At 73.1% G+C, this 13,089-nt stretch carries 13 protein-coding genes; 6 read left to right on the top strand and 7 right to left on the bottom strand.

From position 1 onward, the window contains the following. Nucleotides 1-46 precede the first annotated feature (46 nt). Nucleotides 47-1,702, top strand: coding sequence for an ABC-F family ATP-binding cassette domain-containing protein (locus AB8Z36_RS14460; RefSeq protein ID WP_369213684.1), 1,656 nt, complete (start codon nucleotides 47-49; stop codon nucleotides 1,700-1,702). Nucleotides 1,703-1,753: 51 nt separating this feature from the next. Here the strand turns inward: AB8Z36_RS14460 and AB8Z36_RS14455 are convergent, their stop codons facing one another. Both AB8Z36_RS14455 and AB8Z36_RS14450 read right to left on the bottom strand, forming a co-directional pair. Continuing rightward, on the bottom strand, nucleotides 1,754-4,156 hold the full coding sequence (locus AB8Z36_RS14455; protein WP_369213683.1) for a Tex family protein: 2,403 nt from the start codon (nucleotides 4,154-4,156) through the stop codon (nucleotides 1,754-1,756). A gap of 74 nt (nucleotides 4,157-4,230) precedes the next feature. Continuing rightward, complete coding sequence (locus AB8Z36_RS14450; RefSeq protein WP_369213682.1) at nucleotides 4,231-5,121, bottom strand: SCO6745 family protein; 891 nt, start codon at nucleotides 5,119-5,121, stop codon at nucleotides 4,231-4,233. A gap of 150 nt (nucleotides 5,122-5,271) precedes the next feature. Between AB8Z36_RS14450 and AB8Z36_RS14445 the strand changes: the two genes are divergently transcribed. Together AB8Z36_RS14445 and AB8Z36_RS14440 are read left to right on the top strand one after the other, a co-directional pair. Then, complete coding sequence (locus tag AB8Z36_RS14445) at nucleotides 5,272-6,288, top strand: GlxA family transcriptional regulator (protein WP_369213681.1); 1,017 nt, start codon at nucleotides 5,272-5,274, stop codon at nucleotides 6,286-6,288. 7 nt (nucleotides 6,289-6,295) lie between these two features. After that, complete coding sequence (locus tag AB8Z36_RS14440) at nucleotides 6,296-6,928, top strand: DJ-1/PfpI family protein (protein WP_369213680.1); 633 nt, start codon at nucleotides 6,296-6,298, stop codon at nucleotides 6,926-6,928. Nucleotides 6,929-6,978: 50 nt separating this feature from the next. On the opposite strand, the gene AB8Z36_RS14435 is transcribed toward AB8Z36_RS14440, so the two are convergent. Continuing rightward, a complete protein-coding gene (locus AB8Z36_RS14435) occupies nucleotides 6,979-7,731 on the bottom strand; it encodes an enoyl-CoA hydratase/isomerase family protein (RefSeq protein WP_369213679.1) in 753 nt (250 codons plus the stop codon). Between the two features lie 125 nt (nucleotides 7,732-7,856). On the opposite strand from AB8Z36_RS14435, the gene AB8Z36_RS14430 reads away from it, so the two are divergent. Together AB8Z36_RS14430 and AB8Z36_RS14425 are read left to right on the top strand one after the other, a co-directional pair. After that, nucleotides 7,857-8,504 (top strand): HdeD family acid-resistance protein, encoded by a 648-nt coding sequence (locus tag AB8Z36_RS14430; protein WP_369213678.1) that lies wholly within the window; start codon nucleotides 7,857-7,859, stop codon nucleotides 8,502-8,504. Nucleotides 8,505-8,633: 129 nt separating this feature from the next. Then, nucleotides 8,634-9,131, top strand: coding sequence for an ATP-binding protein (locus tag AB8Z36_RS14425; RefSeq protein WP_369213685.1), 498 nt, complete (start codon nucleotides 8,634-8,636; stop codon nucleotides 9,129-9,131). A gap of 27 nt (nucleotides 9,132-9,158) precedes the next feature. On the opposite strand, the gene idi is transcribed toward AB8Z36_RS14425, so the two are convergent. From idi to galE, 4 genes are all read right to left on the bottom strand, one after another. Then, nucleotides 9,159-9,752, bottom strand: coding sequence for an isopentenyl-diphosphate Delta-isomerase (gene idi, locus AB8Z36_RS14420; protein ID WP_369213677.1), 594 nt, complete (start codon nucleotides 9,750-9,752; stop codon nucleotides 9,159-9,161). 145 nt (nucleotides 9,753-9,897) lie between these two features. Then, nucleotides 9,898-10,473: a GNAT family N-acetyltransferase gene (locus AB8Z36_RS14415; RefSeq protein WP_369213676.1), complete on the bottom strand. Its 576-nt coding sequence runs from the start codon at nucleotides 10,471-10,473 to the stop codon at nucleotides 9,898-9,900. Between the two features lie 193 nt (nucleotides 10,474-10,666). Then, nucleotides 10,667-11,605 carry a cation diffusion facilitator family transporter gene (locus AB8Z36_RS14410; protein ID WP_369213675.1) on the bottom strand — a complete coding sequence of 313 codons (939 nt, stop codon included), beginning with the start codon at nucleotides 11,603-11,605 and terminating at the stop codon, nucleotides 10,667-10,669. Between the two features lie 197 nt (nucleotides 11,606-11,802). Beyond that, a complete protein-coding gene (gene galE, locus AB8Z36_RS14405) occupies nucleotides 11,803-12,828 on the bottom strand; it encodes a UDP-glucose 4-epimerase GalE (RefSeq protein WP_369213674.1) in 1,026 nt (341 codons plus the stop codon). Between the two features lie 63 nt (nucleotides 12,829-12,891). Here galE and AB8Z36_RS14400 point away from each other — a divergent pair. Then, the coding region (locus tag AB8Z36_RS14400) for a hypothetical protein (RefSeq protein ID WP_369213673.1) at nucleotides 12,892-13,089 on the top strand (198 nt) is incomplete at its 3' end.

Below are 13,089 nucleotides of genomic sequence, written 5' to 3'. Positions count from 1 at the left end.
CTCTTGAGGAGGGGGCCGGGGACGGGCCCGTAATATGACCTCCCTGATGACCGCTACCCTCGTCGCCAAAGATCTCGCCGCCGGCCACGGTGACCGCACCCTCTTCGCGGGCCTCGACCTCGTCGTCGCGCCCGGCGACGTCATCGGGCTCGTCGGGCCCAACGGAGCGGGCAAGAGCACGCTGCTGCGGCTGCTCGCGGGGGTCGACGCCCCCGAGGGCGGCGAGGTGCGGCTCTCACCGCCCACGGCGTCCGTCGGGCATCTGCCGCAGGAGCCGGACCGCCGCCCCGGCGAGACGATCCGCGCCTTCCTGGCCCGCCGCACCGGCGTCGCGAGGGCCCAGCACGCGATGGACGAGGCGACCCAGGCCCTGGTGGACGGGGCCCCGGGCGCGGACGACGCCTACGCCGACAGCCTGGAGCGCTGGCTGGCCCTCGGCGGCGCCGACCTCGACGAGCGCGCCGAGGAGGTCACCGGCTCCCTCGGCCTGGCCGTCGGCCTCGACCAGGAGATGGTGTCGCTCTCCGGCGGACAGGCGGCCCGCGCCGGACTCGCCTCGCTGCTGCTCTCCCGTTACGACGTGTTCCTCCTCGACGAGCCCACCAACGACCTCGACCTGGCGGGCCTCGACCGCCTGGAGTCCTTCGTGAAGGGCCTGCGCGCGGGCACGGTCGTCGTCAGCCACGACCGCGAGTTCCTCAGCCGCACCGTCACCAAGGTGCTCGAACTGGACCTGGCCCAGCAGCGGATCAACCTCTACGGCGGCGGCTACGACGCCTATCTGGAGGAGCGGGAGGTGGCCCGCAGACACGCCCGCGACGAGTACGAGGAGTACGCCGACAAGAAGGCGGCGCTCGAAGGCCGCGCCCAGATGCAGCGCTCCTGGGCGGACAAGGGCGTCAAGAACGCCCGCAGGAAGGCCAGGGCGGGCGGCGGCGACAACGACAAGATCGGCCGCAACTTCCGCAGCGACGCCACGGAGAAGCAGGCCGCCAAGGCCCGCCAGACCCAGCGCATGATCGAGCGGCTCGACGTCGTCGACGAGCCGCGCAAGGAGTGGGAGCTGCGGATGGAGATCGCCGCGGCCCCGCGCTCGGGCTCGGTCGTGGCGGGTCTGCGCGACGCGGAGGTGCACCGGGGCCCGTTCACGCTGGGCCCGGTGACCCTGCAGGTCGACTGGGCGGACCGGGTGGCGATCACCGGCGCCAACGGCTCGGGCAAGTCCACGCTGCTCGGCGCGCTCCTGGGACGCGTACCGCTGAGCGGGGGCCACGCGAGCCTCGGCTCGGGCGTCCTGGTCGGCGAGGTCGACCAGGCCCGCGCCCTCTTCCACGGCGAGGAGTCCCTGCTCGACGCGTTCTGCGCGGCCGTGCCCGAGACCGAACCGGCCGAAGTGCGCACGCTGCTCGCGAAGTTCGGGCTCAAGGCGGACCACGTGCTGCGTCCGGCGGCGACGCTCTCCCCGGGCGAGCGCACCCGCGCGGCCCTCGCCCTGCTCCAGGGCAGGGGCGTCAACCTCCTGGTCCTCGACGAGCCGACGAACCACCTCGACCTGCCCGCGATCGAGCAGCTGGAGTCGGCCCTCGACGCCTACGAGGGCACCCTGCTGCTCGTCACGCACGACCGCAGGATGCTGGACGCCGTCCGCGTGACGCGCCGCCTGGAGGTGGCGGAGGGCAGAGTGACCGAGCTGTCGCTCTGACCCCCGCCCCCGCCGCACCACGGTCCTCCGGGGCGCGTCACGCCCCGCCGCTCAGCGGCGCCCGGGGTCGACCAGACCGGCCCGCCGCAACGCCTCGGCCATCGCGTCGTTGGCGGGCGGCGGGCCCTGCCGCTGCGGCTTCTGCCCGCGCTGGCCACCGCCCTGACCGCCGCCGCGCCTGCCCTGGCCGCCGCGCTGCCCCTGCCCCTGGCCCTGCCGCTGCTGCGGCGGACGGCCGCCGCCACGCCGGGGCTGCTCCTCGCCGGAGGCGCTCGCCTCGTCGTCGAGGCGGAGCGTCAGCGAGATCCGCTTGCGCGGGATGTCGACGTCCATGACCTTCACCTTGACGATGTCGCCGGGCTTGACGACGTCGCGCGGGTCCTTGACGAACGTCTTGGACATGGCGGACACGTGCACCAGACCGTCCTGGTGGACACCCACGTCCACGAACGCCCCGAACGCCGCCACATTGGTCACGACGCCTTCGAGCACCATGCCGGACGCCAGGTCGGAGATCTTCTCGACGCCCTCCTTGAAGGTCGCCGTCCTGAAGGCGGGACGCGGGTCGCGGCCGGGCTTCTCCAGCTCCTTCAGGATGTCCGTCACGGTCGGCAGGCCGAAGACCTCGTCCACGAACGCGTCGGGACGCAGCGAGCGCAGCGCCCCGGTGTTGCCGATCAGCGAGGAGACCTCGCCGCCCGCCGCCTTCACCATCCTGCGCACCACCGGGTAGGCCTCGGGGTGCACGCTGGAGGCGTCCAGCGGGTCGTCGCCGCCGCGGATGCGCAGGAAGCCCGCGCACTGCTCGTACGCCTTGGGGCCGAGCCTGGCGACGTCCTTGAGGCCCTTGCGGCTCTTGAACGGGCCGTTGGTGTCGCGGTGCGCGACGATGTTCTCCGCGAGGCCCGCGCCGATGCCGGAGACCCGGGCGAGCAGCGGGACGGAGGCGGTGTTCACGTCCACGCCGACGCCGTTCACACAGTCCTCGACGACCGCGTCGAGCGAGCGCGAGAGCTTCACCTCGGAGAGGTCGTGCTGGTACTGGCCGACGCCGATCGACTTGGGGTCGATCTTCACCAGCTCGGCGAGCGGGTCCTGGAGACGGCGCGCGATGGAGACCGCGCCGCGGATCGACACGTCCAGGCCGGGCAGCTCCTGCGAGGCGAAGGCCGACGCCGAGTACACCGAGGCGCCCGCCTCGGAGACCATCACCTTGGTGAGGTTCAGCTCCGGGTGCGCGGCGATGAGGTCGGCGGCGAGCTTGTCGGTCTCGCGGGACGCGGTGCCGTTGCCGATCGCGATCAGCTCGACCGCGTGCTCCTTGGCGAGGGCGGCGAGCGTCGCGAGGGACTGGTCCCACTTGTTGGCCGGGACGTGCGGGTGGATCGTGTCGGTCGCGACGACCTTGCCGGTGGCGTCGACGACGGCGACCTTCACCCCCGTACGGAAACCGGGGTCGAGACCGAGGGTCGCGCGGGTGCCCGCCGGTGCGGCGAGGAGCAGGTCGCGCAGGTTGGAGGCGAAGACGCGCACCGCCTCGTCCTCGGCGGCCGTACGGAGCCGCAGCCGCAGGTCGATGCCGAGGTGGACCAGGATGCGGGTCCGCCACGACCAGCGCACGGTGTCCTGGAGCCACTTGTCGGCCGGGCGGCCCCGGTCGGCGACGCCGAAGCGGTGGGCGACCATCCCCTCGTACGACGACGGGCCCTCCGTGGCCTCCTCGGGCTCCAGGACGAGGTCGAGGACGCCTTCCTTCTCGCCGCGCAGTATGGCCAGGACGCGGTGCGAGGGCAGCTCGGTGAAGGGCTCGGCGAAGTCGAAGTAGTCGGCGAACTTGGCGCCCGCCTCCTCCTTGCCGTCCTTGACCTTGGCGGCGAGCCTGCCGCGCACCCACATGCGCTCGCGCAGCTCGCCGATCAGGTCGGCGTCCTCGGCGAAGCGCTCGGCGAGGATCGCGCGGGCCCCGTCGAGCGCGGCCTGCGGGTCGGCGACGCCCTTGCCGGCGTCGACGAACGCGGCGGCCGCCGCCTGCGGCTCCACCGAGGGGTCGGTGAGCAGTCCGTCGGCCAGCGGTTCGAGCCCGGCCTCGCGGGCGATCTGCGCCTTGGTGCGCCGCTTGGGCTTGAACGGCAGATAGATGTCCTCAAGGCGCGCCTTGGTGTCCGCCTCGCGGATGCGCGCCGCCAGCTCGTCGGTGAGCTTGCCCTGCTCACGGACCGAGTCGAGGATCGCGGCGCGCCGCTCCTCCAGCTCGCGCAGATAGCGCAGCCGCTCTTCGAGCGTGCGCAGCTGCGCGTCGTCGAGCATCTCGGTCGCTTCCTTGCGGTAGCGCGCGATGAAGGGCACCGTCGAACCGCCGTCGAGCAGGTCGACGGCGGCCTTCACCTGCCGCTCCCGTACGCCGAGCTCCTCGGCGATCCTGCCTTCGATGGAGGACGCAGTGGGCGTCTTCAAAGCTGCCACGTTCCGGTACCGCCTTCTCGCTGGGGTTGCCCGGCAATTGTGGCAGGTGGCTCCGACGGCGTCCGTCAGCCCTTGCCGATGAGGTCGGCAGGGAACGCCCCGGCCGAGAGCGCCGCCCCGGTGAACACCGTGGCGAGTTCCGTCAGGCGCTCGACGCCCCGCGCGCCCAAGTGCTCGTAGGGCGCACGGTCCAGGCGGTCGGTCTCCGCCTCGACGTCCCTGCGCAGCGCCACACCGGCCTCGGTCAACTCGCCCTCGGCGTCCAGGATTCCGCGATCGCGCAGCCGGTCCTCCGCGGCGCTCCACTCGTCCCTGTCCCAGCCGCGGGTGGAGAAGACCCACTTGGGGTTGGTGCCCTTGCCGGTGGCGGTGTGGGTGACCAGGGCCTCCAGGCCGTCGAGTCCGGCGCCGAGCAGGACGCTGGTGTGCCCGTCGCCGCGGTGCTCGCGCAGCAGCGTCGCGGCGTGCCAGTACGCCAGGTGCGGGGCCTCCGGCACCGGCAGGTCGGCGTGGGCGGCGTACAGGGGCCGGGCGGTGCGCGTGCAGGCCTCGGTGGCGCGCAGCGCGAGACGGGCGGCCTCCGCCATCTCCGGCGAGGTGACGGCGTCCTCGCCGAGCAGGCGCCGCAGGGTCGCGTCGACGCCGCGCAGCCGGGCCGCGAGCACGTCGTCCGGCGTGGCGGTCCGCCATATCGCGGGCACGTGGGCCGCGACGAGTTCGTGCTTGTAGTTGTAGAACGCGGCGGTCACCACGCCGGGCCCGACCGCGCCGAGGGCCGCCGCGCGCACGGCGAAGTTGACGGCGCTGCGGTCGGTGATCCCGAGCCCGGCGAGCTCCCGGGCCACGTCGGGCGAGAAGTAGTGCGAGGAGTGCAGCGCGTTCAGCACGTTGTGGCAGCGGCGCGCGGCACGCGGGGGCAGCGCGGCCATCGCGGGCGAGGTGGTTGAAGACGTCATGGAAGCACGTTACCTACTGGTCGGTATGCAGCTCCAGGGGTGGCATACGTGAGTTCCGCACGGCGGCGGGGCGGCGGACCCGTCCGCATGGCAGGAAAGGTGGGCTGCTCGTCATTGCGGCCATGCGGCGGGGACCGAAGAATCTGAGGCATGGAGCAGCGAACCGTTCTGGTCGTCCTCTTCGACGGCGTCCAGAGCCTTGATGTCACGGGACCCGTGGAGGTCTTCACGGGCGCAGGCCTGGCCCGGGGCGGCGACAAGCCCGCGTACCTCGTGCGCACCGCCTCCCCGGACGGCGCTCCCGTCCGCACCTCCAGCGGGCTCACCCTGGTGCCGGACCACGCGCTGTCCGGCGCCCCCGTGCCGCACACGCTGCTGGTGCCGGGCGGTGTCGGCACCCGCCCGGAGGACCCGGCGCTGATCGACTGGCTGCGCGAGCACGGCCCGCGGGCCGAGCGCCTGGTCTCGGTCTGCACCGGCGCCATCCGGCTCGCCCAGGCGGGCCTCCTGGAGGGGCGCAGGGCGACGACGCACTGGGCGTACTGCGCCAAGCTCGCCAGGGACCACCCGGGCATCGAGGTCGACCCCGACCCGATCTACGTGCGGGACGGCCATGTCGCCACCTCCGCGGGGGTCACCGCCGGCATCGACCTCGCCCTGGCGCTCGTGGAGGAGGACCTGGGGCGCGCGGTCGCGCTGACCGTCGCCCGCCACCTCGTGGTCTTCCTGCGCCGTCCGGGCAACCAGGCGCAGTTCAGCGTCCAGCTCGCCGCGCAGACCGCGCGGCGCGAACCACTGCGCGAGGTGCAGCAGTGGATCACCGAGCACCCGGCGGGCGACCTCTCGGTGGACGCGCTCGCCGCGCGCGCCCGCCTCTCGCCCCGCCACTTCGCCCGCGCCTTCCAGGCGGAGACCGGCCTGACCCCGGGCAAGTACGTCGACCGGGTCCGCGTGGAGCACGCGCGACGGCTCCTGGAGGACACCTCCGACGGGGTGGAGGAGGTCTCGCGCGCCTGTGGCTACGGCACTCCGGAGGCCATGCGCCGCGCCTTCGTCAAGGCGCTCGGCACGGCACCCGCGGAGTACCGCCGCCGCTTCCACCCCGGGCCGCCCACGGCCGGCCACGCCGCTCCGACCAGCACATCCCTCGCCCGAATCGACCCTTGAGGACACCATGCAGATCGCCATCGTCCTGTACGAGCGCTTCACGGTCCTGGACGCCATCGGCCCCTACCAGACCCTGTCCCCGCTGCCCGGCTACGAGACCGTCCTCGTCGCCGAGGAGGCGGGGCCGGTCCGCGACGACCGCGGGAGCCTCGCCCTGATCGCCGACAAGTCCTTCGACGAGGTGCGCCGCCCCGACATCGTGGTGGTGCCGGGCGGTCCCGGGCAGAGCGACCAGATGGACAACGGGCCGCTCCTGGACTGGCTCCGCGCCGTCGACCCCACCACGACCTGGACGACCTCGGTGTGCACGGGGTCGCTCGCGCTCGCCGCCGCCGGGCTCCTCAAGGGCCGCCGCGCCACCTCGCACTGGCTCGCCCTCGCCGAGCTCGACCGGCTCGGCTCGCGGTCGACGGGGGAGCGGGTCGTCTTCGACGGCAAGTACGTCACCGCCGCCGGGGTCTCCGCGGGGATCGACATGGGCCTCGCCCTGGCGGGCCGGATCGCGGGCGACGAGCACGCGCAGTCCGTCCAGCTCATGGCGGAGTACGACCCGCAGCCGCCCTATGACGCGGGCTCGCCGGAGAAGGCGCCCGCGCACCTGGTGGCGAAGTTCCGCGAGATGACCCGCCACCAGCAGTAGCCGGGCCCCGGCGCGCGGGTGTCCGCCACGCGCGCGTGTCCGCCCCCGGCTCAGTCGGCGGGGGCGGTCCAGGTGAAGTGCGGCTGTCTGCGCTCCAGGAAGGCGGCGACCCCCTCGGCGGTGTCGCCGCTGCCGCGCGCCTGCTCGCGCCAGTGGGCGTCGCGGTCGGTGCGCCCGTCGGCGAACTCCTTGGCCGCCGCCTGGGTCAGCTGGGAGCGCGCCGCCAGGACGCGGGAGAACTCCGCGACCCGCTTCCCGAGGTCGCCCGCGGGCAGCACCTCGTCCACCAGACCGGTGCGCGCGGCCCGCTCGGCGCCGATCAACTCGCCGGAGAACAGCAGGTACTTGGCGGTGGCGGGGCCCACCAGGGAGACCAGGCGCCGGGTGGACGAGGCGGGGTAGACGATGCCGAGCTTCGCGGGGGTGATCCCGAAGGAGGCGTCCTCCTCGGCGAAGCGCAGGTCGCAGGCGGCGGCGAGCTGGCAGCCGCCGCCCACGCAGTAGCCGCGCACCGCGGCGAGCGTGGGCTTGGGGAAGGCGGCGAGCGCGTCCTCGGCCCGGACCGCGAGGTCCTGGGCCGTCCCCGCCGACTCCCGCAGCGAGGAGATGTCCGCCCCGGCGCAGAACGTCCCGCCCGCGCCCGTGAGCACCAGGGTGCGTACGGCCCGGTCGGCGGCGAGCCCGGCGAGCAGCGGCGGCACCTGGTGCCACATGGCGGCGGTCATGGCGTTGCGCTTGGCCGGATGGTCGATGACGACGGTGGCGACGCCGTCCGTGACGGTGTGCCTCAGCTGCGGCTCCATGCGCCGGATGCTATCCGTACCTCTCGAACGTACGATCAAGAAGGGGGCGGCCGACCTGGCCCCACGAGGGCTCTGTCGAGCGAGCCAGGCCCCGCGGGGCGCTGCCGAGCGATACGGAGACGCCGATGGCCCGATCCAAGGACCCCACCGCCGCGCGGCCCGGAGGCCGTACTCCCGGGGACCGGGGCGCCCGCCTCAGCCGCAGCTTCGGCTGGCTCGCCCTGCTCGGGGTGGTGCTCGCCGTGGCCGGTCTCGTCGGCCTCGTCTACGCCGGTCTGGCGACGCTGACCACGATGCTGCTCTTCGGCTGGCTGCTGCTGGTCGGCGGCGTCGTGGGGCTGCTGCACGCCGTCCAGTCGCGGGGCAGCAACTTCTTCTGGCTCGGGGTCGTGGTCGCGGCGCTGAACCTCGCGGCGGGCGTCGTGGTGATCCGCAGGCCGGACGTGGCGGCGGAGGCGCTGACCATGTTCGCGGCGCTGCTCTTCCTCACCGGCGGCGTCTTCCGGCTGGTCGGCAGCCTGGTGGTGCGCGGCCCGCAGTTCGGCTGGACGCTGGTGCAGGGCGCCTTCGGACTGCTGCTCGGCATCCTGGTCCTCGGCGGCTGGCCCAGCAGCAGTCAGTACGTGATCGGGTGCTTCTTCTCCCTCGCGCTGCTCTTCGACGGGCTCGGCCTGATCGCCACGGGCATCGGCGGGCGCCGCGTCGTCAGCCTCGTACAACCTGAAGAAACCGTGAAGACGGCAGAAGAACGACAAGAACAGTCACGAAATTAGCGTGGCGTTGCGATAACGATCGAATCGCGTCGATAATCGCTGACTTCTCGTCAGTACGGCGGTCCCGACCAGTGCGTTCCCAACACTCGACGTGTGGTGACTATCGAGCGCGAGGGCGGCGACCGGACGATGGAGAACGACGGGAGGGGCTCCGGCCCACTCCCCGGAGGCGGCCCGCGGGCGCCTTACGAGGGGGTGTGGCGCTTCACGGCCCCCGCCGTCGACGCCTCCGTGCCCCAGGCGCGCCGCGCGGTGCGCGACCTGTTGAACCGGCAGGGCGTGCCGGTGTCCGACGATGTGCTCCAGGGACTCCTGCTCATCGTCTCCGAGCTGGTCACCAATGTGGTGCGCCATGCGGCCCTGCTCTCGCCGATGCTCGCGGTGGAGGTCGCGGTCGGCGCCGAGTGGGTGCGGGTCTCGGTGGAGGACAACCATCCCTACCGCCCGACGGCCCTGGTCGCCGACCACGGGCAGACCGGCGGGCGCGGCCTGCTCCTGGTGCGCGAGGTGACGCGGGAGGCGGGCGGCGCCTGCGACGTCGAGCACACCGCGAGCGGGGGCAAGGTCATCTGGGCGGCCCTGCCCCTCAAGCCCGTCGACGGCCTCGCCCCGCGCGACTCCCTGTGACCCGCCCGACCGCGGCCCGCCCGGCGGCTACCAGCCCGCCGAAGGCCCGGTCAGCTCCCTGATCGCGGGCCGCGCCGCGTCCAGGACGGTCATGAACCACGCGGAGAACGGCCCCGCCTCGTGCCGCTCCTTCAGCTCGTCGGCGGTCACGAACGCGGTCTCACCGACCTCGGAGGGGTCCGGGCGCAGCGGCGACTGGACCATGCCGACGAAGAGGTGGTTGAACTCCTGCTCCACGAGCCCCGAGTCGGGGTCCGGGTGGTTGTAGCGCACGGTGCCCGCCTCGGCGAGGAGCGAGGGCGAGACGCCGAGCTCCTCGTACGTGCGCCGGGCGGCGGCGGCGAACGGCGCCTCGCCCGGGTAGGGGTGACCGCAGCAGGTGTTGGACCAGACGCCGGGGGAGTGGTACTTGCCGAGGGCGCGCTGCTGGAGCAGGAGGCGGCCCTGTTCGTCGAAGAGGAAGACCGAGAAGGCCCGGTGGAGCTGCCCGGGCGCCTGATGCGCGGCGAGTTTCTCCGCGGTGCCGATCGTCCTGCCGTCCTCGTCGACGAGTTCCAGCAAGATCGCTTCTCCGGTGCCGTTCGACGAGCTGTTCGCCGCGGTGGCAGGTGTGATCGGCATACCCATCCTTCGCTTCGGTCTTCGAGCCCTCAAGTCTGCCGTACTTTCCGGGGTCGCCAGGCACGTATGGCACCGCATGTCCCGGCGCGCGGAAGCACGCCGGGACACGCGGTGGACACCTCGAACGAGAGTGCCCGAGGGCGCCTCAGACCCCGAAAACGGCCGGATACTCGATCGTGCCCCGCGGCAGCGGGCCGGAACCGCCGGACCCTTCCAGGACGAGCGCCATCATGGCGTCGTCGGGAACGGCGAAACCTGGCCGGATGCCATAGGCGGAAGCGGGCCGAAAACCGAACCTCGGGTAGTACGCCGGATGCCCGAGGACCAGGACGAGCCGCTCCCCGCGCACGCGTGCCGCGTCGAGCACCGCGCGCACGACGGCCGAACCGGCCCCCGTCCGCTGGTGCCCGGGCAGTACGCCGACGGGTGCCAGGGCCAGCGCGGGCGCCCCGTCCACCCGGCAGCGGGTGAGCAGGGCGTGGGCCGCGACCGAGCCGTCCGGCGCCTCGGCCACCTGGGACAGACCGGGGAGCCAGGCGTCGGGGTCGGCGCGGAGCGCGTCGACCAGATCGGCCTCGGCACCGGTCTCGAAGGCCGCCGCGTGCACGGCGTGCACGGCGGCGGCGTCCTCGGCGGTCTCCGGCCTGGTGCGCCAGGCGCCCAGCGGGTGCCTGGCGGTGTGGTCGGACCGCGTGTGGTCGGACTGCGTGTGGTCGTTCAATGGAGGAGACCCTTGGGTGGGGGACCCGCGGACGTGACGTACGAACGCGTACGAGAGGTCAGGCGCGGGCCCGGTGAACGGGGATGCACATGTCGCCGCGCGGAGCAGCGCAAGCCGCGACAGTCATCAACCCACCTCCACAGGTCACCGGCGCTCTCGTCCGTCAAGAGCCCTGGTCACCGTACCACCGGGGTCAGTGGCAGAGTCCGGCCTCGCGCTGTGCGTACCCGCTGGGTTCGAGCTGGAAGGTGCAGTGCTCCACGTCGAAGTGGTCGCCCAGGCAGCCCTGGAGCTCGTGCAGCATCTTCTCGTGGCCGATCGAGTCGAGCGTGCCGGAGCTCACGACGACGTGCGCGGAGAGCACGGGCATGCCCGAGGTGATGGTCCAGGCGTGCAGGTCGTGGACCTCCAGGACGCCGGGCAGGTTCAGTATGTGGGCCCGCACCTCCGCCATGTCGACACCCTTGGGCGCCGACTCCAGGAGGACGTTCAGGGTCTCCTTCAGGAGCTTGACCGTACGCGGGACGATCATGACGCCGATGACGAGCGAGGCGATCGGGTCCGCCGCCTGCCAGCCGGTGAGCATGATCACGGTCGCCGAGACGATGACCGTGACCGAGCCCAGGGTGTCCGCGAGCACTTCGAGGAAGGCGCCGCGCACATTGAGGCTGTCCTTCTGCCCGCGCATCAGAAGCGTCAGCGAGATCATGTTCGCGACGAGGCCGAAGGCGCCGAACCAGATCGTCAGGGCGCCCTGGGTCTCCGCCGGGGTGATGAACCGCTCCACCGCCTCGTACAGCACATAGCCGCCGACGGTCAGGAGCAGCAGGCAGTTGGCGAGCGCGGCGAGTATCTCGGCGCGGGCATAGCCGAAGGTGCGGTTCTCGGTGGCCGGACGGTTCGCGAAGTGGATGGCGAGCAGGGCCATGCCGAGCCCGAGCGCGTCGGTCGCCATGTGCGCCGCGTCCGCGATCAGCGCCAGGGAGTCGGCCATGAGGCCGCCCACGATCTGGGCGGCCATCACCGTGACGGTGATGCCGAGCGCCACCCGGAGCCGCCCCTTGTAGGCCTGGGCCGCCGTCCCCGTGGCCGGTGGTCCGTGCATGTGCCCGTGATCGTGTCCAGCCCCCATGGAGCCGCCTCCCGCATCGCTCATCGGTCCGTCGTTCGGTGGTCGCGCGCCCCAGTGAACTACGGGCGGGGGGTATTGGCAACGCGGCACTGAACACCGTTGTCACTGTTCTGACCTGCGAAAATGGCAACGATTGCCGTCAAGGGAAGGTGCGCAGGTCAGGACCACGACGCCGTCGGCCGAGGGCCCGCTCCGGGTCAGCCGAGAGCCGCGCCGGGACGGTCGCGCCGGATCGCGGAACCGGCGCCGCGCGCCTCGGGGTGGTGCAGACACCACCCCGCCCACGCCGACTCGACCATCTCGCGCACCCCGCGCCGTGCCGTCCAGCCGAGCTCCCGCGCGGCGAGCCGGGCGTCGGCCACCGCACGCGGCGCGTCGCCCGCGCGGGCGGGCTCGACCAGCGCGGGCGTGGTGTCGCCGCTCACCTCGCCGATGAGGTCGAGCAGTTCGCGTACGGAAACGCCCTCTCCGCGTCCGATGTTCACCGTCAGATCGCCCCCGGTGCCCCGCGTGAGCCGGTGGGCCGCCGCCAGATGGGCCTCCGCGAGGTCGGAGACGTGGATGTAGTCCCGTACGCAGGTGCCGTCCGGGGTCGGGTGGGTGTCGCCGAAGAGCCGTGGCCGCTCGCCCCGCGTGAGGCGGTCGAAGACCATCGGGATGACGTTGAACACGCCGGTGTCCGCGAGCTCGGGGGACGCGGCGCCCGCCACGTTGAAGTAGCGCAGGCACACCGTCGCGATGCCGTGCGCCCGGCCCGCCGCCCGCACCAGCCACTCCCCGGCGAGCTTCGTCTCGCCGTAGGGGCTGACCGGCGCGCACGGGGTGTCCTCGCCGACGAGGTCCACGTCCGGCGGGTTGCCGTACACCGCGGCCGACGAGGAGAAGACGAAACGCTTCACCCTCGCCTCGGCCACCGCTTCGAGGAGCGTGGCCAGGCCGCCCACGTTCTCCCGGTAGTAGCGCAGCGGCTGCTCCACCGACTCGCCGATCTGCTTGCGGGCCGCGAGATGCACCACACCGGTGACGCCGTGCTCGGCGAGCACCCGGCGCAGCAGTCCGCCGTCGAGCGAGGAGCCCTTGATGAGGGGGATGTCCGCGGGCAGCCGCCCCGGCACGMCCGGGGAGACGTCGTCGAGGACGACCACGTCCTCCCCGGCGCCGGCCATGACCCGCGCCACGTGTGCCCCGATGTATCCCGCTCCGCCTGTGATCAGCCATGTCATGGGCGACCACCCTAAGACCCCGGCCCCGCGGCCCGGCCCCGCCGCCCCGGCCCCGGCCCCCGGGTGAACGCTTCGGGGCAAGCCGGGCGCGGTACGGGCGCGGTTTGTGGCCACGGCGCCGTCACCGCCAAGCCCGAGGCCCGCCAGGACCTGGCCCGCGCCCTGCGTGCCCGGGCCGGGGCCCACTCCGGCGTGGCCACCCTCGACGTGCTGCCCGACGATATCGCCGCCGCCATGGAGTCCGCCGACGTCGACGTGCAC

This window comes from Streptomyces flavofungini, assembly GCF_041028215.1.
GTDB lineage: Bacteria > Actinomycetota > Actinomycetes > Streptomycetales > Streptomycetaceae > Streptomyces > Streptomyces flavofungini_B.
Note: the sequence above shows the minus strand (reverse complement) of the source record. Positions and strands in the feature narration are given on the sequence as shown.

Bases quoted from the DNA above. Each gene is read 5' to 3' on its own strand.
- AB8Z36_RS14450 (WP_369213682.1), bottom strand. From the start codon at position 5,121: ATGACGTCTTCAACCACCTCGCCCGCGATGGCCGCGCTGCCCCCGCGT.
- AB8Z36_RS14425 (WP_369213685.1), top strand. From the start codon at position 8,634: ATGGAGAACGACGGGAGGGGCTCCGGCCCACTCCCCGGAGGCGGCCCG.
- AB8Z36_RS14460 (WP_369213684.1), top strand. From the start codon at position 47: ATGACCGCTACCCTCGTCGCCAAAGATCTCGCCGCCGGCCACGGTGAC.
- idi (WP_369213677.1), bottom strand. From the start codon at position 9,752: ATGCCGATCACACCTGCCACCGCGGCGAACAGCTCGTCGAACGGCACC.
- AB8Z36_RS14430 (WP_369213678.1), top strand. From the start codon at position 7,857: ATGGCCCGATCCAAGGACCCCACCGCCGCGCGGCCCGGAGGCCGTACT.
- AB8Z36_RS14445 (WP_369213681.1), top strand. From the start codon at position 5,272: ATGGAGCAGCGAACCGTTCTGGTCGTCCTCTTCGACGGCGTCCAGAGC.
- AB8Z36_RS14435 (WP_369213679.1), bottom strand. From the start codon at position 7,731: ATGGAGCCGCAGCTGAGGCACACCGTCACGGACGGCGTCGCCACCGTC.
- AB8Z36_RS14410 (WP_369213675.1), bottom strand. From the start codon at position 11,605: ATGGGGGCTGGACACGATCACGGGCACATGCACGGACCACCGGCCACG.
- AB8Z36_RS14440 (WP_369213680.1), top strand. From the start codon at position 6,296: ATGCAGATCGCCATCGTCCTGTACGAGCGCTTCACGGTCCTGGACGCC.